We start from the raw sequence: 18496 nt of genomic DNA, 5'->3' as shown, positions 1-18496 counted from the left end.
GTGACAATATATTCTAATTAATAATAATTTTTAATTTTTGGAGGTAATGATGAAAAAATACAGATGTACCGTATGCGGCTATATCTATGATCCTGCCAAAGGTGACCCCGCAAGCGGAATAGACCCTGGAACTCCATTTGAAAGCATTCCCGATGATTGGGTTTGCCCCGTCTGCGGTGTAGGTAAAGAACATTTTGAACCTATTAAGGAGGAAAATTAATGTCTGTAAAACAGATAAAAGAAAACATTTATTGGGTTGGAGCTATAGACTGGGACAGAGTGATTTTTGATGAAATAATACCTCTACCTGAAGGAACATCCTACAACGCTTACATTGTAAAGGGAAGTGAAAAAACCGCATTGATAGATACTGTAGAACCTGCAAAAGGTGAAGAGCTGATAGAAAACCTTAAAACATTGAAAGTCGAAAAGCTGGACTACATAATCTCCAACCACACTGAACAGGATCACTCAGGAATGATTCCTGAAATACTGAAACTCTATCCCGAAGCAAAGGTTGTTACTAACAAAAAATGTAAACAGATGCTTATAGACCATCTTCACATTGAAGAAGAAAAATTTATAGTGGTTGATGATAAAGAAACTATTTCTCTTGGAGATAAAACTCTCCAGTTTTTCCTTGCCCCATGGGTTCATTGGCCCGAAACTATGTTTACATACGCTGTAGAGGACAAAGTTCTCTTTCCATGTGATTTTCTCGGATCTCACATAGCCACAAGTGAACTGTTTGATACTTCAGATGAAAACAAGGCAAAAATATACCTTGAAGCAAAAAGATACTACGCAACAATAATGATGCCTTTCAGAAAATTTATCGTTAAGTATCTGGAACTGATTGACCAGTTAAACCCTGAAATCATAGCTCCAAGTCACGGAGTCGTGATGAAAGAACCTGAATGGATACTTAATAACTATAAAGTTTGGGTTTCAGATGAAGTGAAGCCTCTGGTGCTTATCCCATTTGTATCAATGCATGAGAGCACAAGAATAATGGTTGAATTTTTAGCCCGTAAATTAAGCGATCTCGGAGTGGCAGTTAGACCTTACAACGTTATGACAGCAGATATCGGAAATATTGCTATGGACCTTGTTGATGCTGCGGCAGTTGTATTTGCAACACCTGCTGTTCTTGCAGGAGCACATCCTTCAATAATTTCCCTTGCATATCTTGCAAACGGTTTAAGACCAAAGGTTAAGTTTGCATCAGCAATAGGTTCCTACGGCTGGAGTGCAACTGCAACCGTTAAACACATTCAGCAAAACCTTTCCTCTTTAAAAGCGGAATGGATTGAAGAGGTGATGGTAAAAGGAGCACCTTCAGACAGCGATTTTGAAAGGCTTGAAAACCTTGCCAGAACACTTGCAGAAAAAGTAAAAAGCGTAGCAACACTTCCGTTAAGTTAAAGAAGGGGAACTTTTCCCCTTCTATCTTTACTTTGTAAATACAAATCTACCGCAGTAAGGACATCTTCCTTTACCGTTTTTTATTTCTCTGTTTAGTTTTGCAAATTCAGCAGGAGAAAAAGTTATGCCGCATCCTTCACAACTTCCAGATGAAATATCTGCAAAAACAAGCCCGTTAAACCTGTCTTTTAAACTCTCATAAATTTTTAAAATATCAGCGGGAACTTCACTTTTTAAAATAGACAATTTAGATTTGAGAGATTGTAGTTCTTCTTCTTTTTTATCTATCTCTTCTGAAATCTTTTTAATTCCATTTTTCACTTCTTCTAATTGAGCTTCAATCTTACCAATCTTTTCACTATTTTGATTCTCAATCTTTTTCAGTTCCTCAAACAGAGTTTTTATCTCCTCCCTTGCCCTTATAATATCATCCTCAGTTTTAGCTATCTGTCTTAAAAGATTTTTAAACTCCTTCCTGCTTGAGACTTTCTCTTTCTTAGCAGATAGTTCCTTTAACCTCTGCTTTTTATACTCAATGAAATTTTCAAGATCTTTCAATCTAAACCGCTTCTCTTCTATTTGAGTCTTTAAATTTTCAAGCTCCTTTTCAAATTTTTTTCTTATTTCAATAAGCTCCCTCTTTCTATTTTTCAAATCCTCTATCTTCGCTCTGATTCTCCTTGCATCTATTTCAAGGTCTTGAAGCCTGAGCAGACTATCCGATATATCACACACTTTCATAAAACAACCTCAAACGGAGATTTTTCTGTTTCAGCACGTAGAAAAGTTATTTCAGGAAACCGCTCTTTCAAGACCTTCTCAAGTTTAACAGAAAAGAGTTTTTCTGTCCCAAAATGTCCCATATCAAACACAGTCAATCCAAGCTCCACAGCAAGTTCAGCATCGTGATATTTAACATCTCCTGTTATGTAAACATCACTTTTTTTAGCCGCCTGAGCAATTAGAGAACCGCCGCTCCCAGAACAGATAGAAACTTTTTCAACCATCTTATCAGCAGAAAAATTAACCACTCTAAAAACATCAGCAGGAAGATATGAAACAAGCATGTCAAAAAGAGCTTTCTGGGTTATAGGCTCTATCTTTCCCACCACACCGTAAGGAACAACTCCCTCTTCATCCAAAAGAGAAGAAACCTGCTTTAAACCGACAATCTCTCCAATTACAGCAGAAGGGCCAAGAGGAGAAACATCAAGATTGGTATGTAAAGAATAAACGGCTATCCCCTCTTTTATAAACTCAATAATGAGTTTATCCGGATACCTGCTTTCAGATAAATTTTTAAAACCGGAAATTGTAATAGGATGATGAGAAATAATCATATCAACCTTTTTTTCTTTCGCTTCTTTCAAAATCGCTGAACTTAAAGAAAGGGCAAAAAGTACCCTGCTAACCTCAACATCAATACCTATCTGAACACCGCTGTTATCCCATGAATCCTGAATATTTTCAGGAACAACGGTTTTTAAAAATTTAACAATCTCAAAATATTTTGCCATCTTACCTCATCCTTCTTTTAAGCTCTGAAGATATATCTTCAAAAGTCACCCCTTTATCAACCATCGCAACTGTTAGATGGTAAATAAGGTCAGAAATCTCATAAACAATATCCTCTTTTTTTCCCGATTTAAAAGCAAGAATCACCTCTACTGCTTCCTCTCCAACTTTTTGAAGAATTTTATCTTCTCCTTTTTTAAAAAGAGAAGCAGTATATGAATCTTCTGGCATTTCTGCCTTTCTTTTCTGTATAGTTTCATAAAGTTCCTCTATAACCTTACAAAAATCCATCACTCCTCCGTAGCAACTGTTCTAAAAAAGCAACTCCATCTTCCTGTATGACAGGCAACTCCATTCTGTTCCACAATATAAATAACAGTATCACCATCACAATCAAGTAGAATCTTCTTCACTCTCTGTAAATTTCCGGAAGTTTCCCCTTTCTTCCAGAGTTTATTTCTACTCCTTGAGTAGTAATGGGCATAACCTGTTTCAATTGTTTTATCAATAGCATCACGATTAGCGTATGCTACCATCAAAACATCTTTTGTGGTTTCATCCTGAACAACAACAGGAACAAGACCATTACCTTTTTCAAAATCTATCTGTTCTAAAATTTCTCCATTAACCTTAATCTTCAACCTCCTAAAAACCAGATTCAGGACTATCTATTTTAACACCACTAACCAAAAGAAGTAATAAATTTTAATGGAAATTTTGTATTATAATTTTTATTTCTACTACCAGTACCAGATTGGAGGTGTTTTTCGTGTTAGTGGTTCAAAAATTTGGTGGAACATCAATGGGAAGCATAGATAGAATAAAGCACGTAGCATCAAGAGTTATAGAGGAAAAAAGTAAAGGGAACGATGTTGTGGTCGTTGTTTCTGCAATGTCAGGAGAAACTGACAGATTAATCCAGCTTGTAAAAGAGATAACCTCTGAACCTTCAGAAAGGGATATGGACTTTGTTGTGGCTACAGGAGAGCAGGTTTCAGCAGGTCTTCTTTCAATAACCCTTAACAGTCTTGGATATGATGCAGTTTCTTTAACAGGCTGGCAGGCGGGAATAAAGACAGATAAGGCGTTTACAAAAGCAAGAATTCTTGAGATAGACACAGATAGAATTAGAAATTATTTGAAAAACGGGAAAATTGTTGTAATCACAGGATTTCAGGGAATAACTGAAGAAGGTGATATAACAACCCTTGGAAGGGGCGGTTCTGATACCTCAGCTGTTGCAATTGCTGCAGCCCTTAAAGCCGATAGATGTGACATCTATACCGATGTTGACGGTGTTTACACTGCAGACCCCAGAATAGTTGAAAACGCCAGAAAAATTGATGTTATCTCATACGAAGAGATGCTTGAACTTGCATCCCTTGGAGCAAAAGTTCTGCAGATACGCTCTGTAGAGTTTGCAATGAAGTACAAAGTTCCGTTAAGAGTCCGTTCAACATTCACAACAGATGAAGGAACGCTTATAAAGGAGGAAGATGCAGAAATGGAAAAGGTGGTTGTTAGAGGAATTGCCCATAATAAAAACGAAGCAAGGATAACTGTTGAAAGAGTTCCTGATAAACCGGGTATTGCTGCAAAACTGTTTGAGGCACTGGCAGAAGCAAACATACCTGTTGATATGATAGTTCAAAACGTTTCCGTTGATGGATATACAGATATCTCCTTTACAGTGGATAAAAACGACATATCCAAAGCTCAAAAAATAACCGAAAAAGTGGCAGAAGAGATAGGAGCAAGAGGAGTAATAACCGATGATAAAATTGCAAAAGTTTCTATAGTAGGACTTGGAATGAGAAATCACGCCGGTGTAGCCGGAAAGGTATTTGATACATTGGCAAAATACGGAATAAATATCCTTATGATATCCACATCAGAAATTAAAATCTCCTGCATAATAGAGGAAAAGTTTACAGAGCTTGCTGTAAGAGTTCTTCATGAAGCATTTAACCTTGACAAGTAAACAATCTGCACACAAATAGATATTATCAGCCGCCTGACAGGGCGGCTTTTTAATATGAACTTTTAAGGGGTAAAGAATGGTTTATATCTACGATACAACATTAAGAGACGGAGCACAGGCCAAAGGCGTCTCTTTCTCTTTAGAGGATAAACTCAGAATCACTTCGGCCCTTGACGACCTTGGAATTCACTATATTGAAGGCGGCTGGCCCGGGTCAAACCCAAAAGACCTTGCCTACTTTAAAGAAGTTAAAAAACTAAATCTCAAAACCTCAAAAATTGTTGCTTTTTCATCTACAAAAAGAGCAGGTATAAAGATAGAAAATGACGCAAATATAAAAACTTTGATAGAAGCAGAAACTCCAGCCATAACAATATTTGGAAAAAGCTGGGACTTACACGTAAAAGAAGCTCTGAAAATTTCACTGGAAGAAAATCTTGAACTTATATATGAGACCATTACCTACCTTAAAAAATACACAGATGAGGTGTTTTTTGATGCAGAACACTTTTTTGATGGTTTCAAAGAAAATCCCGAATATTCCATTAAAGCTTTAAAAGCGGCCGAAGAAGCAGGAGCTAACTGTATAGTTCTTGCAGACACAAACGGAGGAACTCTGTGGTATGAAGTGGAAGAAATTATAGACAAAGTAAAAGAAGTTATCTCTGCTCCACTTGGAATTCACGCCCATAACGACTCAGATATGGCAGTGGTAAACTCCCTTATCGCTGTTAGAAAAGGAGCCGTTCAAATTCAGGGAACCATAAACGGCCTTGGAGAAAGGACGGGAAATGCAAACCTGTGTTCAATAATACCCAATCTCGTTTTAAAGATGAAAGTAGAAAGCATAAGTAAGGAGAATCTTAAAAAGCTATACTCTGTTTCAAGACTTGTTTCTGAACTTGCAAACAGACCGCATCCTGAAAATCTCCCTTATGTGGGAGAAAATGCATTCGCCCACAAAGCAGGAGTTCACGTATCTGCTGTAGAGAAAAATCCAAGAACATACGAACATATAAATCCTGAACTTGTAGGAAACAAGAGAATTATTACAGTTTCAGAACTCTCTGGAAGAAGCAACATAATAAACAAAGCAAAAGAACTGGGAATAGAGCTTGACAAAGCATCTCCAAAAGTTAAAGCTGTTCTTGAAAAGATAAAAGAACTGGAAGCACAGGGCTACCAATTTGAAGGTGCTGAAGCATCTTTTGAACTTCTTTTAAAAGAAGCACTTGGACTAACAAGAAAATATTTTGAACTAAAAGGGTTTAGAGTATTAACAGAAAAACGCTCAGAGAACGAGGAAGCCTATGCAGAAGCAACAATAAAAGTGGAAATCCCAGAAGAAATAGCAAAAGAAAGAAATCTGCCTGAAAGGGTGGAACACACTGCCGCTGATGGAAGAGGTCCTGTAGAAGCCCTTGACAAAGCACTAAGAAAGGCTCTTGAAAAGTTCTACCCGAGTCTAAAAGAAGTAAAACTGACAGACTACAAAGTTAGAATACTAAATGAAACCGCAGGAACAGAAGCATCACCAAGAGTTTTAATTGAATCAACTGACGGAAAAAATAAATGGGGAACTGTTGGAGTTTCTCCAAACATCATAGAAGCATCATGGCTTGCATTAATTGATGCCATAAAATATAAACTTATGAAAGATGAAGAAGAAAAAAAATAAGGGGGCAAAAGCCCCCTTTATTATTCAAGTTCAAAACCTCTCTCTCCGTGAACAGCTTTATCAAGTCCGTCAAATTCCTCCTCTTCATCAACACGAAGTCCAACAATACCTTTAACAACCATTGCAACAATAAATGAAACTATACCTGAATAAGCAATAACAGCAACCACAGAAATAAGTTGAACGATAAACTGCTCTACATTTCCAAAAAAGAGTCCTGCTTTTCCACTTACAGATGGATCGGCAAAAAGTCCTGTGGCAAGAGCTCCCCATATACCACAAAGACCGTGAACACCAAAAGCGTCAAGAGAATCATCATACCCAAGCTTTGGCTTCAAAACAGCAACGCCAAAATAACCAACTATCGCTGAAGTAATACCTATAATCAACGCTCCTAAAACATTTACAAAACCAGCAGCAGGAGTAATACCTACAAGACCTGCCACAACACCAGAAACAATTCCAAGAACTGTCGGATGGCCATCTCTAACCCATTCAACAATCATCCATGTAAGAGCACCCATGGCGGCAGCAGTATTTGTCGTTATAAGAGCAAGAGCTGCAGATTGATTTGCCGCAAGGGCAGAACCTCCGTTAAAACCAAACCATCCAAACCAAAGAAGGCCTACACCAAGAGCAGTTAAAGCGATACTTGAAGGGAAAAACGGCTTTTTCCCGTATCCTTTCCTCTTTCCTACAAGATACGCAAGAACAAGACCTGTAATTCCCGCATTTATATGGATAACAGCACCACCAGCAAAATCAAGGGCATCCATCTTTAAAAGCCACCCACCATCACCCCATACCCAGTGAGCAATAGGTGCATAAACGAAAACTATCCACAGTGCTGAAAATATTATCCATGCTGAAAACTTCATCCTTTCAATTACAGAACCACTCACAATAGCAATTGCTATTCCTGCAAAAGCCATCTGGAAAGACACAAAAAGTAAAGCTGGAATTGTTCCTGACACATCATTAACACCTATCCCGGAGAGAAAGAGATGGTTGAGTCCTCCAATAAATCCACCAATGTCATTTCCAAAAGCAAGAGAGTAGCCAATAACTACCCACACTACACTTGCAACAGCGTAGGAAACATAGCTCATACCGATTGTATTAAGAATGTTTTTTGCCCTTGACATTCCCGCATAGAACATAGCAAGCCCTGCGGGGGTCATCATCACAACAAGTGCAGTGGAGATCAAAAGCCATGCTGTATCTCCGCTGTCAATTTTTCCGGCAGCAAATGCTGGAGAAAACATAGCGAGTGCCAGCATCAGGCTTTGTAAAGCGGCTTTTCCTGTCCTCATACGAAACCTCCTTATATAAAAGTTTCTAGATTTTGGGTAAATTTGTTAAAATTTACCCTCCAGCCTTAAAAACAAAAGGGTTCTGGCACCGTGGCAGCGGTGCCAGAACCAAAGGACAGGAAAAGCCGGCAGGTAAGCCGCCACTTACCTGCTGGAACTTTTATGCAACTTCACCTCTTTTAGCCTTTTCATAAGCAGCCATGGAAACCGGGTCCTCATCATGGTAAGCTTTTAGATGGTGTTCAGTAATATCAAGTCCTTCCTGCTCCCACTCAACAGGAACTCTAAGTCCACCACCAAGAGCACCTGCAACTTTAGCAGCTATGTAACCTGCAATTACACCGTAAACAAGGCAAAGAACAGTAGCAATCACCTGCTGGATAAGGTTAACATCACCAAGTCCACCTAAAGCTTTTGTTCCAAATACACCTGCAAGTATAGCACCTACAGCACCACCACCAAAGTGAACCGGGAATATACCGCAAGCATCATCAATTCCAAGCTTTTCAAGTAGAGAAAATACTATAGGTACCTGCGCACCAGCAATAAGACCTATAACTATAGCACCAAATGGACTAACAACATCTGTTCCTGAACAGATAGCAACAAGGCCTGCAAGAAAACCGTTAGCTGTTGCAAGTGGATCAAACTTTGAAACTATCATAGCAGATATAGCACCTGCACACATAGCCATTGTGGTTGTTACAGCTACAAGACCTGAAATATCTTTAAGATAGATAGAACTACCCACGTTAAATCCGTACCATCCAAAAGCAAGACAGAAAGCACCAAATATAGCCATTGGAACGTTGTGTCCTGGTATTGGAACAGGAATTCTTTTGCCATCTTTAATTTTAAATCTTCCGATACGTGGACCAAGAGCTATTATCGCACCAAGACCAAGCGCACCCCCAAGAGCATGAACGTTTAAGCTACCAGCATAGTCATGGTATGGAAGAATTCCTGCACCCCAGGGACCAATATGAACCCAGATAGGGTAGAGTAAACCTGTAACAAGGATAGAAAGAATTACATAAGCTGTAAAGTTTATCCTTTCCGCAACACCACCAGAAATAATGGTAGCTGCTGTAGCACAGAACACAAGACCGAAGAACCACTCAGCAAGGCCAAGACCATTATTTGCAATTCCAGCCTCAGCACTGAAAATATCCTTTATCCAGCTTCCCCACTGACCAAAATCGGAACCGTAAGCAACGATACAGTAACCGATAAAAAGCCACAGAACACCACCAACCATAAAATCAAGAATGTTCTTCATCATAACGTTGTTGGCGTTTTTAGCCCTCGCCTGTCCACCTTCAAGCATGGCAAAGCCCCACTGCATAATAAATACCAGGGCTCCCATAACTACAAGATAGAATACATCAAGAGCATTTGAAAGGTTTTTGAGAGCTTCTACCAGCCCTGTAAGGGCATTCACATTTTGAAACAGTTCGGCTGTCGCCATCTTTCTACCTCCCAACCTAAAAGTTTTTATTTATTGCAGAACAGTTTCTCCCCTTTCACCGGTTCTAACTCTTATTGCATCTTCAACAGGAATAACAAACACTTTCCCATCTCCGATTCTCCCTGTCCTCGCCGATTCAACAATGGTCTCAACAACCTTTTCACAGATACTATCAGGAACAACAACACTTATTTTTAGTTTTGGAATAAAATCGATAACATACTCTGCACCGCGGTAAAGTTCAGCATGTCCTTTCTGCTTACCAAATCCTCTTACCTCTTCAACAGTCATCCCCTTAACACCTATTGCCATAAGAGCATCCTTAACCGCTTCAATCTTAAAAGGCTTTATCACCGCTTCAATTTTCTTCATTAACGCCTCCTTCTTCCAAACTCACAAACTATAAAAGCAAATAAAATGCCAGAATAAAACGGCGAAAAAGGAGGATTTTTAAAGGAAAAAGTGCTTATATCTTGAACAAAAGGAAAAATTAGAGCACAAATTTTGTGCATCTATCTTTCATGAATATAACTTCCGAGGGAAACAAGAAAATCAAGAAGAAAAAACAGCTTTAAAAAATTCTCATCTGTTCCAAAGTTAACAGAAATCCCATGAAGGACAGCATTTCTATTTAAAGTTCCGTCATCTTTAAAATCAACAAACTTAACCCAATCAAACACTGAAGGAACCTTTCCAGAATTACCGGAAAGCTTTTCAATGATAAGTTTCAGAGCATACTGAACCGTTATAAATTTTCTGTTTCTCTTCCTTATCAACTCCTCTATATCCGATTCAAAAGGATTCCCTTTCACAAAAATATCCCACAAAACTCCCTCTATCTGAACAAACAAAGCATAAATAGAAAGCTCAGCCATACCATAAAAATAACTCTTTACAATATCCTCCAAAATTTTTCCTCTATGGGACAAAAAGCTAAAGGAAGAAAACTGCTTTACCCTTGAAAAAAGAAATTCTCTATCAAGAAACTGCTTAAAAACAGAAAACGGTTCCTTTCCTGGAGAATACTCTTTCACAGCGTAAGAAGGAACTATCCAGTCTTCTAAAACAAGTAATCTGATCTTTTCAAAAGAACCACTTTCAATAAAATAGCAGGAGATAGAAAAGGTTAACACCCTTTCAAATTCATAACGCCAATTCTTCAGGGAACTTTTCCACTCCCTTTCTGTTTCCCTCCTGAATTTCTCTCTTAACGCTTTTCTTAATGCGTTATAAATGTTTTTACTTCCAGAAATAGAAAAGAAAGGTTCAAGATTGTTCTCTTTTACAATCTCAAGAATCACTTTTTCATGGTTTAAAGATTTAAACTCCTTCCTTGAAAAATCTTTTCCCTTTAGAAGCTTCAAAAGAGAGAACAGGAATTCTCTTGCACTTCCCTCTTTCTCAGCTTTTTGAAAAATATCCTCTGTTATTCTCATCTATCCAGAACATGGGTATCCGGTACTATAGCTATAAATTCTCCTTCAAAAACAACATCATCACCTTTCTTAACTTTCACCAGAACCTTATACTTTTTTCCTTTCGCCTCAACAACTTTAGCAACCGCTCTCAACTCATCTCCCACAACAACAGGCTTAAGAAACTTAACTGTAGCTGCCCCAAGAACCACATTTGGATGATTTACAGCAAGCATTGCAGCATAGTCTGCAAGACCAAAAATAAACCCACCGTGAACAAGCCCTTTTTCATCAGCCGCCATCTCATCAGTAAGTTTTAAAACAACTTCTGCAACATTCTCAGCAATACTTATAGGTTTACCACAAAGTTTCTGGTTAATTTTTTTGTGAGTGTTTATCATTCTTTACCTCCTAAAATATCTCCCTCTTTAACTCTATAACCTCTAATAAAATCGCAAGCTTCCATCTCTTTCCTGCCTTCAGGTTTCACCTTCAATATTTTCAAGAAACCATCACCCGTTGAAACAGTAAATCCTTCGTCATCAACAGAAACCACTTTTCCCGTGGCATCACAACTACCACTACCAACAGGTTTTGCCTTCATAATTTTAAGGAGTTTTCCGTTAAAATATGTAAATGCAGAAGGCCAGGGAGTAAACGCTCTAATCTTATTAAAAATAGCTTTAGCAGGCTCACTCCAGTCTATAAGGCCATCCTCTTTCTTTATTTGCCCGCAATAGGTTGCTTCACTTTCATTTTGAGGAATCGGTTTTAATTCACCTGAAGCTATACGGGGAAGAGCCTCTACAAGAAGTTTTCCGCCCATCACAGAAAGTCTATCGTGAAGCGTCTCTGCTGTATCTTCATCGGAAATTTCCGTTTTCTCCTGAATATATATCTCTCCAGAATCAAGCCTCTCCCTAACTCTCATTATGGTAACACCCGTTTCCTTCTCACCATTTAAGATTGCTGATTGAATAGGAGAAGCCCCCCTATATTTTGGAAGTAAAGAAGCGTGAACATTAACAGGAGCTATCAAAGGAATATTAAGAAGCTCAACAGGTAAAATCTTTCCGTAAGCCGCCACAACAATGAAGTCTGGAGAAATCTCCTTTAAAATCTCAAAAAGCTCCCGGTTTTCTTTTATCTTTTCCGGCTGAATAACAGGAATCCCCTTTTCAAGTGCAAACTTTTTTACAGCAGGTGGAGTTAACCTCTTTCCCCTTCCTGCAGGTTTATCAGGCTGCGTAATAACAAGCGGAACATCAAACTTCCCACTTTCAACAAGAGCCTTAAGGGAAGGAACTGCAAAATCCGGCGTTCCCATAAAGACAACTTTCAGTTTATCCATATAATTTATCACTCCCGATTTATAAAGTTAGAAAACTAACAGAAATTATAAATTTTAAACTTCAAAACAAGCAACCTTCCTTCCGGCAACCTCTTTAATGGAAGGTTTTTCTTTGAAGCACCGCTCTTTAGCAAGTGGACACCTTGGAGCAAATGGACATCCTTCAACATCTCTATCTTCTATTGGAATCTCCGGAATGAAAAGGTCATGAATATCAAACTTCGGAACACAGGATATAAGAAGCTTTGTATAAGGATGAATAGGTTCATACAAAATTTTATCCTTATTCCCCATTTCCATAATCATACCTTTATACATAACGGCAACTTTATCTGCAACTTTATTCACAACCCCCATATCATGAGTGATTATGAGAGCGGCAGAGTTAAACTCTCTTTTTGTTTTCTCTATAAGACCTAAAACCTTTTTCTGTGCTAAAACATCCAGAGCTGTTGTAGGTTCATCAAGAATCAGTAAAGAAGGATTCATAACAAGAGCAAGAGCAAACATAACCCTCTGCCTCTGCCCTCCTGAAAGCTCAAAAGGAAAAGCATTAACCTTTTCAAAAGGCAAATCTATAAAATCAAAAAGAAATTTTATTCTTTCAAGAAGCTTCTCTTTCTTCTCCTTAACTTTATGGGCTGCAAAAACCTCAAAAAAATGATCTTTTATTTTCACAAGGGGATTAAGAGCATTGAGGGGGTCCTGAAACACCATACCTATATCTTTTCCCCTTACCTGCCTCATTTCACTTTCTTTTAAGGAAAAAATCTCCCTATCTTTCAAAAAAAACTTTCCGTAAATCCTACTACCTTTTGGTAATAGCCTTATAAGTGCATGAGCTGTAGTTGATTTTCCACAGCCACTCTCTCCAACAAGAGCAAAAACTTCTCTTTCTTCTATCTTAAAAGAAACATTTTGAACAGCTTTAAAACCGTTAGGGTAAACGATTGTTAAATCTTCAACCTTTATCATAGTTTTTCCTCTGACAAGTAATCTCCTATCAACGCAAATCCAAGAACTGCAAGAAATATAGCTATACCGGGGAATATAAAACACCACCAGTAATCCTGAAGTATGTACTGCTGGCCTGTGGAAAGATCCGCTCCCCAGTCAGGAGTAGGTGGCGGAACACCCAAACCAAGATAGGAAAGTCCTGCCTCTGTCAAAATCGCATCACCTATAGAAAGAGCAAGAATACCAGCAAGAGTGGGAACAACAGGAAGAAGAACATAAACAAAAACTGTTTTCCACAAAGGCACTTTAAAAACTTCTGCCGCCTCTACAAAAGGCTCTCTCTTTATGGATAACACCTGGTTCCTTACAAGCCTGAAATAGGTGGGAACAAAAGCTATGGCAATAGCAAGAGCTACATTTCCTATTCCCTGCCCTAAAAACGCTGTAAATGTTATTGCAAGAAGTAATCCAGGAAACGCATACATCGCATCCATAAAAAGAACAATCAGTTTATCAATTTTCCCACCAAAGAATCCTGCCACAAGTCCAAGAAATGTCCCAATAGCAACACCTATAAAAACAGCAAGAAGCGAAACAAGAAGAGATATTCTGGCTCCGTAAAGAACCCGCGAAAATATATCCCTTCCAAGTGCATCGGTTCCAAAGATATGGGAAGCAGAAGGAGGAGAAAATGTAGCATTTGATATGGCTATCGGATCATACGGTGCAACAAAAGGTCCAAAAATAGCAATGGCAAAAAGAAATATCACTATAGAAATTCCAAGGTAAAGCTGAATTTTCTTTAAATTCATACCTGCAACCTGCCTACTCATACTTTATTTTTGGGTTAATTAAAGCACATATAATATCTATACCTATTGAAATAAACACCACTATAACCGCATAAAACAGTATAGCTCCCTGAATCGCAGGGAAATCCCTGTAGCCTATCCTCTCAATCAAATAGGAACCAAGTCCCGGCCAGGAGAAAACATTTTCAGTTAAAATCGCACCGCCTAAAAGACTTGCAAACTGAAGACCTATAAGGGTGAAAATCGGAATAAAAGCGTTTTTAAAAGCATGATAGTAAACAACCCTTCTCTCTTTTAAGCCCCTTGCTCTTGCAGCTTTAACATACTCTTTTTTTAACTGAAGAATCATGTTTCCTCTTGTAATTCTGTATATCACAGAGAAAAGAACAAGAGCAAGAGAAAAAGCTGGCAGAACAATATGTTTTAAAGCATCAACAAAACCTTCAAAATTGTGAGTTAGAAGAGTATCAACAAGATACAGCCCTGTAATGACCTTATCAGGCTCATTAAGAGGATCTATCCTTCCAGAAATAGGAAACCATCCAAGTTTAACACCAAAAATATACTGCATAACAATACCTACAAAAAATATAGGTATGGCATAAAATGAGAGGGCTACAAGCTTTGTAATAAAATCAAACAGTGTCCCTTCCCTCTTTGCACTTTCTATACCAAGAACTATCCCAAATCCTGCAGAAAGAATAACACTCACAATTGCAAGCTCAAATGTCGCAGGAAATCTTTCAAGAAGCTCTGTTTTAACATTTTCACCTGTCACTATAGATGTTCCAAGGTTTCCGTGAATAACATCGGAAAGAAACCTTATATACTGCTTATAAATCGGCAGATTCAACCCAAGCTGTTCCCTTAACTGCTGAACCACCTCCGGCGGTGCTTTTCCACCTGTAAGTGCCTGAACAGGGTCTCCTGGAAGCACCCTTAAAAGAAAAAACACAAGAGTAACCATAATAAATATCATCACTACCGAAGACAAAAGCCTGTAACCGATATACTTTAAAAGTCCTTTCACCTTAACCTTCTCCCTTCAAAAAATCAGCCCCATCCCTTAAAAGCGGAATGAGGCTGAAGTAAAAGTTTACCAATTATTTATGAAGAAGATAGTATCTTGGGTATATAGGATCGTTTGTCACACCTTTTACTTTTTTATTGGCAACAATAGCTGATTCTGTCTGATGGAGCGGAATGTAAGGAGCATCTTTCCAGAGATACTCTTGAATTTTTGCGTAAAGCTCTTCTCTTTTCTTCTTATCACTTTCAGAACGAGCCTTTTCTATAAGCTTGTCAACTTCAGGATTTTTATAGAAAGAGCCAAGGGAAGCATCAGCCTTTGAGTGAAGGAATGGATAAATATAATCATCAGGATCTATATAATCTGGAGCCCAACCAAGACGGAACATACCGAGAATACCTTTTGTCATATAATCAAGATATGTAGGCCATTCTGTCGTTTTTATAGTTACCTTTATAACACCTGTTTTCTCAAGCTGAGATTTTATTATCTGAGCTTCCTTCTCTACATCGGTTCCGTAGTGTCCTGCAGGATACCAGTAGTTTATTTTCAAAGGATGTTCTTTAGTGTATCCGGCTTCTGCAAGAAGTTTTAGAGCCTTTTGAACATCCGGTTTTTTGTTAAAAACGGGTCTATAACCCCACATATTTTTAGGAATAAGAGAGTAAAGGTCTTCTCTTAATATATTGTTGTAGGCAAATTTTCTTATCTCATCTCTATTGATAAGATAAGCTATAGCTTTTCTCACCTTCGGATTATCAAACGGTTTTTTCTTTGTATTAAACACGATGTAGGAGATAACAAAACTTGGAGATACATAAACGTTAAACTTCTCCTTAAGCTCTGGATTTGTCATAAAGTCTTTTATATCAAGAGTTGTTAAAGAACCGGACATATCAATATCACCTTTCTCAAGTGCAAGACGTATAGTTTGTGCATTCTGATACTGTCTTATAAGAATCTTTTTTGCTTTTACGTCTTTGTAATCAAAATATTTCGGATTTTTTGTAAGGTAAATATACCTGTCTCTTTTAATCTTCTTTATCATTAAAGGCCCAGAAGCAGGATATTTATCTCCCTTAAAGAAAGAGTTTTCAGGAAAAACTGAAGGAACTGGATAAGCAACAGTAAAAGCGGTAACAGAAAGAAAAGGAGAGAAAGGATAATTTAGTTTAACTTCAAATGTGTACTTATCTTTAGCTTTATAACTTTTAACAACATCTGTAAGCAGAAATGCAGGATCTCCTTTAAGTTTAAAAACTCTGTCCCACGCCCTTTTCACCGTATATGCTGTAATCTCTTCTCCGTTTGTAAACTTTATCCCCTTTTTCAGATGGAAAATGTAAGTTTTTCCATCTTTTGAAATATCCACAGACTTTGCAAGAACCGGTTCTGGAACTGTTGAGCCAGGCTTATAACCGTATAACCCTATTAGTGTGTTCTGCATAAGGTTACAACTCATAACATCATAGGCTTTTGCAGGGTCAAGAACCTTCCACTTATCAAGGGTTCCTATCACCATCGTATCCTTCTTTGTCCCTGCAACGGCAGTGGAAAGCATTACTAAAGGCAACGCAGCTGCTAAAAATCTCTTTTTCACCATCATTTACCTCCTGTATAAATTCTCCTGTATAAATTATTGAATCACTATTCATTCAATTTTACAAAAATTAACGAAATTAACAAACTATCCTGGGAGAGTGCTTGAAAAATGGCTATAAACTTTAAGAGATCCTTCGGGCTTTGCACTCAGGATGACTTTCTTCGTCATTCTGAGGCTGCTTCGCAGCCGAAGAATCTCAATATCTTTTATAGACAAATGGAAATTTTCAAACACATTCACTACCTTTAAAGTCATTGAATCCTACAAATAGATGAAGAGGACCCCAAAATAGCAGAATAATAGAAACAGTTCACAATAACTTTTTTTACATAATTTCTCGTTTCATCAAAAGGTATAAAAGTATCCACAAAAAGAACCAGTTCTTCACCGTTTTTTGGTTTTCCATAAATCTTAAGCCACCTATTTACTCTTCCTGGTCCCGCGTTATAGGCAGCAGCTGCAATCGGGAAAGAACCAAACCTGCGAATCAATCGCTTAATATAAAAAGTCCCATAATTTACATTCACTTTTTCATCGTAAAGATTGGCAACATCAAAATCATCATTTAAAAGAGAAGCAATGTGCTTTCCAGTTGATGGCATTATCTGCATATATCCTATTGCTCCGCTTCGGGAGAAGGCACCCGGTTCAAAAAGGCTCTCCTGCCTTGCGATTGATAAAGAAATGATATCTCCGCCAAATATCTCAGGTGTTGGATATAAGACTCTTCTTATCTCCGGCTTATCCCTGTCAGAGACAGCCGCAAATTTTATGGCTCTTCTGTATCTTTTCCCTAAATAAAGAGCGATGGCTAAGTCGTAACTATCCACCTTGCTACCATCTATAAAATCAAGAAGATAGAATTTCTTACTCTCAATAATAAACCTGAGTCCCTCATCATTAATCATTAAAACTGAAGGTTCCTTAAACTTTATCTTTTTAAGATCACCGGTTGCAAATTGATAAAAATCAGGAACGAAGGAAACTTTAATTTTCATGTTTTTTTTCAAATACTTATTAAGAACAAAAAGCAAACCGTAACTGTAAGGAGTGTCCATCTTTTTCAAAACAGCTATTGCACTGTTAAAATCCCCGGTGTTTATGTAATATCTTGCAAGAAACTCTCTGTAAATTTCCAGATCATAGTTTTTTACCACATTAATAGCTTTTCGACACAGAGGAAGGTTTGAAGTTATAAGATTGTTCAGAACAATTCTTGCACCTAATCTTTTGAAGCTATCCTTTGCATCAGAAAGAAGTAACTCTCTAAGAAGTTCTACTTTTTTAAAAGGATTTTTCTCAAGAAGCAGGAGATAAAATTTACTTTCAGGAACATCCGATGCTTCAAAGAAAAAACGAGCTTTTTTGCGATTTCCTTTTTTATAGTGTAGAACACCTTTAAGATAGGTGTAGTATTTATCATTTAAAGGCAGTTTATCAAGGTAAAAAGCAGCTATCTCAAAATTTCTGTTCCTTAACGCATACCAAACCTTTTTCCTTACAATAGTGCTGTTTTCAAATAGAAATGCTGTATCACCAGCATTTTTAACTATTACTTCCTCATCATACCGATTTGAACGGGAAAAAATACTAAGATAAACTTTTTTTGCTTTCTCTATACTTCCTGTAAATTTTAAAGCATCAGCATATTTTAAAAGGAAGAAATCATCCACATCTATATCTATCCTATCAGGATGTAGATTCACAATGGCATCGTATCTTTTTTTCTCATAAAGTTTTGAAATTAAAATCTCTACAACTGCTTTTTTAAAAGGAGAATCGGGATATTTACGGAGAAAATCAAAAAAAGGCTCTATACTGCTAGAACCTTTCAGAGAATCAAAAGCCTTTACTTCTTTCACAGAAACAGCAAAGGATGGAATTGAAAAGGAAAAAAGCATAAGTATAATAACGGCAAATTTTCGCATAAGTTGATTATAACATTTAT

General features: G+C 37.7%; 19 protein-coding genes. 4 read left to right on the top strand and 15 right to left on the bottom strand.

What is annotated here, in order from left to right; all coding sequences use genetic code 11:
• The first annotated feature begins 49 nt into the window (after positions 1-49).
• Together rd and CHB58_RS03080 are read left to right on the top strand one after the other, a co-directional pair.
• Positions 50-220: a rubredoxin gene (gene rd / locus CHB58_RS03085; RefSeq protein WP_089322643.1), complete on the top strand. Its 171-nt coding sequence runs from the start codon at positions 50-52 to the stop codon at positions 218-220.
• Complete coding sequence (locus tag CHB58_RS03080) at positions 220-1425, top strand: FprA family A-type flavoprotein (protein ID WP_089322642.1); 1206 nt, start codon at positions 220-222, stop codon at positions 1423-1425. The genes rd and CHB58_RS03080 overlap by 1 nt, the downstream gene beginning before the upstream one ends.
• A 27-nt stretch (positions 1426-1452) precedes the next feature.
• Here CHB58_RS03080 and CHB58_RS03075 read toward each other — a convergent pair whose 3' ends face one another.
• The 4 genes from CHB58_RS03075 to hisI are packed head-to-tail and all read right to left on the bottom strand — an operon-like array spanning position 1453 to position 3581.
• Positions 1453-2166 carry a zinc ribbon domain-containing protein gene (locus tag CHB58_RS03075; RefSeq protein WP_089322641.1) on the bottom strand — a complete coding sequence of 238 codons (714 nt, stop codon included), beginning with the start codon at positions 2164-2166 and terminating at the stop codon, positions 1453-1455.
• Complete coding sequence (locus tag CHB58_RS03070; protein ID WP_089322640.1) at positions 2163-2942, bottom strand: Nif3-like dinuclear metal center hexameric protein; 780 nt, start codon at positions 2940-2942, stop codon at positions 2163-2165. Before CHB58_RS03070 ends, CHB58_RS03075 begins: the two co-directional genes overlap by 4 nt.
• 1 nt (position 2943) lies before the next feature.
• Positions 2944-3231, bottom strand: coding sequence for a phosphoribosyl-ATP diphosphatase (hisE, locus tag CHB58_RS03065; RefSeq protein ID WP_089322639.1), 288 nt, complete (start codon positions 3229-3231; stop codon positions 2944-2946).
• The gene (gene hisI / locus CHB58_RS03060) at positions 3231-3581 is read right to left on the bottom strand and encodes a phosphoribosyl-AMP cyclohydrolase (protein WP_245807323.1); all 351 of its coding nucleotides are present in this window, start codon (positions 3579-3581) and stop codon (positions 3231-3233) included. The genes hisE and hisI overlap by 1 nt, the downstream gene beginning before the upstream one ends.
• Before the next feature lie 128 nt (positions 3582-3709).
• Between hisI and CHB58_RS03055 the strand changes: the two genes are divergently transcribed.
• Together CHB58_RS03055 and cimA are read left to right on the top strand one after the other, a co-directional pair.
• Complete coding sequence (locus CHB58_RS03055) at positions 3710-4921, top strand: aspartate kinase (RefSeq protein ID WP_089322638.1); 1212 nt, start codon at positions 3710-3712, stop codon at positions 4919-4921.
• 76 nt (positions 4922-4997) lie between these two features.
• The gene (gene cimA / locus CHB58_RS03050; RefSeq protein ID WP_089322637.1) at positions 4998-6599 is read left to right on the top strand and encodes a citramalate synthase; all 1602 of its coding nucleotides are present in this window, start codon (positions 4998-5000) and stop codon (positions 6597-6599) included.
• 20 nt (positions 6600-6619) lie between these two features.
• Here cimA and CHB58_RS03045 read toward each other — a convergent pair whose 3' ends face one another.
• From CHB58_RS03045 to CHB58_RS02995, 11 genes are all read right to left on the bottom strand, one after another.
• On the bottom strand, positions 6620-7912 hold the full coding sequence (locus CHB58_RS03045; RefSeq protein ID WP_089322636.1) for an ammonium transporter: 1293 nt from the start codon (positions 7910-7912) through the stop codon (positions 6620-6622).
• A gap of 160 nt (positions 7913-8072) precedes the next feature.
• Positions 8073-9380 (bottom strand): ammonium transporter, encoded by a 1308-nt coding sequence (locus CHB58_RS03040; protein WP_089322635.1) that lies wholly within the window; start codon positions 9378-9380, stop codon positions 8073-8075.
• A 30-nt stretch (positions 9381-9410) separates the two neighbouring features.
• Complete coding sequence (locus tag CHB58_RS03035) at positions 9411-9752, bottom strand: P-II family nitrogen regulator (RefSeq protein ID WP_089322634.1); 342 nt, start codon at positions 9750-9752, stop codon at positions 9411-9413.
• 140 nt (positions 9753-9892) lie between these two features.
• A complete protein-coding gene (locus tag CHB58_RS03030; RefSeq protein ID WP_089322633.1) occupies positions 9893-10816 on the bottom strand; it encodes a hypothetical protein in 924 nt (307 codons plus the stop codon).
• Positions 10813-11196, bottom strand: coding sequence for a PaaI family thioesterase (locus tag CHB58_RS03025; protein WP_089322632.1), 384 nt, complete (start codon positions 11194-11196; stop codon positions 10813-10815). The genes CHB58_RS03030 and CHB58_RS03025 overlap by 4 nt, the downstream gene beginning before the upstream one ends.
• Positions 11193-12146, bottom strand: coding sequence for a methionyl-tRNA formyltransferase (gene fmt / locus CHB58_RS03020; RefSeq protein ID WP_089322631.1), 954 nt, complete (start codon positions 12144-12146; stop codon positions 11193-11195). Before fmt ends, CHB58_RS03025 begins: the two co-directional genes overlap by 4 nt.
• A gap of 54 nt (positions 12147-12200) precedes the next feature.
• On the bottom strand, positions 12201-13121 hold the full coding sequence (locus CHB58_RS03015) for an ABC transporter ATP-binding protein (RefSeq protein ID WP_089322630.1): 921 nt from the start codon (positions 13119-13121) through the stop codon (positions 12201-12203).
• Positions 13118-13915: an ABC transporter permease gene (locus CHB58_RS03010; RefSeq protein ID WP_180706417.1), complete on the bottom strand. Its 798-nt coding sequence runs from the start codon at positions 13913-13915 to the stop codon at positions 13118-13120. Before CHB58_RS03010 ends, CHB58_RS03015 begins: the two co-directional genes overlap by 4 nt.
• A 13-nt stretch (positions 13916-13928) precedes the next feature.
• Positions 13929-14945: an ABC transporter permease gene (locus CHB58_RS03005; RefSeq protein WP_219350061.1), complete on the bottom strand. Its 1017-nt coding sequence runs from the start codon at positions 14943-14945 to the stop codon at positions 13929-13931.
• A gap of 73 nt (positions 14946-15018) precedes the next feature.
• Positions 15019-16548 (bottom strand): ABC transporter substrate-binding protein, encoded by a 1530-nt coding sequence (locus CHB58_RS03000; protein ID WP_180706416.1) that lies wholly within the window; start codon positions 16546-16548, stop codon positions 15019-15021.
• 251 nt (positions 16549-16799) lie between these two features.
• Positions 16800-18476 (bottom strand): lytic transglycosylase domain-containing protein, encoded by a 1677-nt coding sequence (locus CHB58_RS02995; RefSeq protein WP_089322627.1) that lies wholly within the window; start codon positions 18474-18476, stop codon positions 16800-16802.
• Positions 18477-18496 lie beyond the last annotated feature (20 nt).

Origin of the sequence: Desulfurobacterium atlanticum (assembly GCF_900188395.1) — a bacterium.
GTDB classification, from domain to species: domain Bacteria; phylum Aquificota; class Aquificia; order Desulfurobacteriales; family Desulfurobacteriaceae; genus Desulfurobacterium_A; species Desulfurobacterium_A atlanticum.
This window is presented reverse-complemented; position numbering and strand designations above follow the sequence as displayed.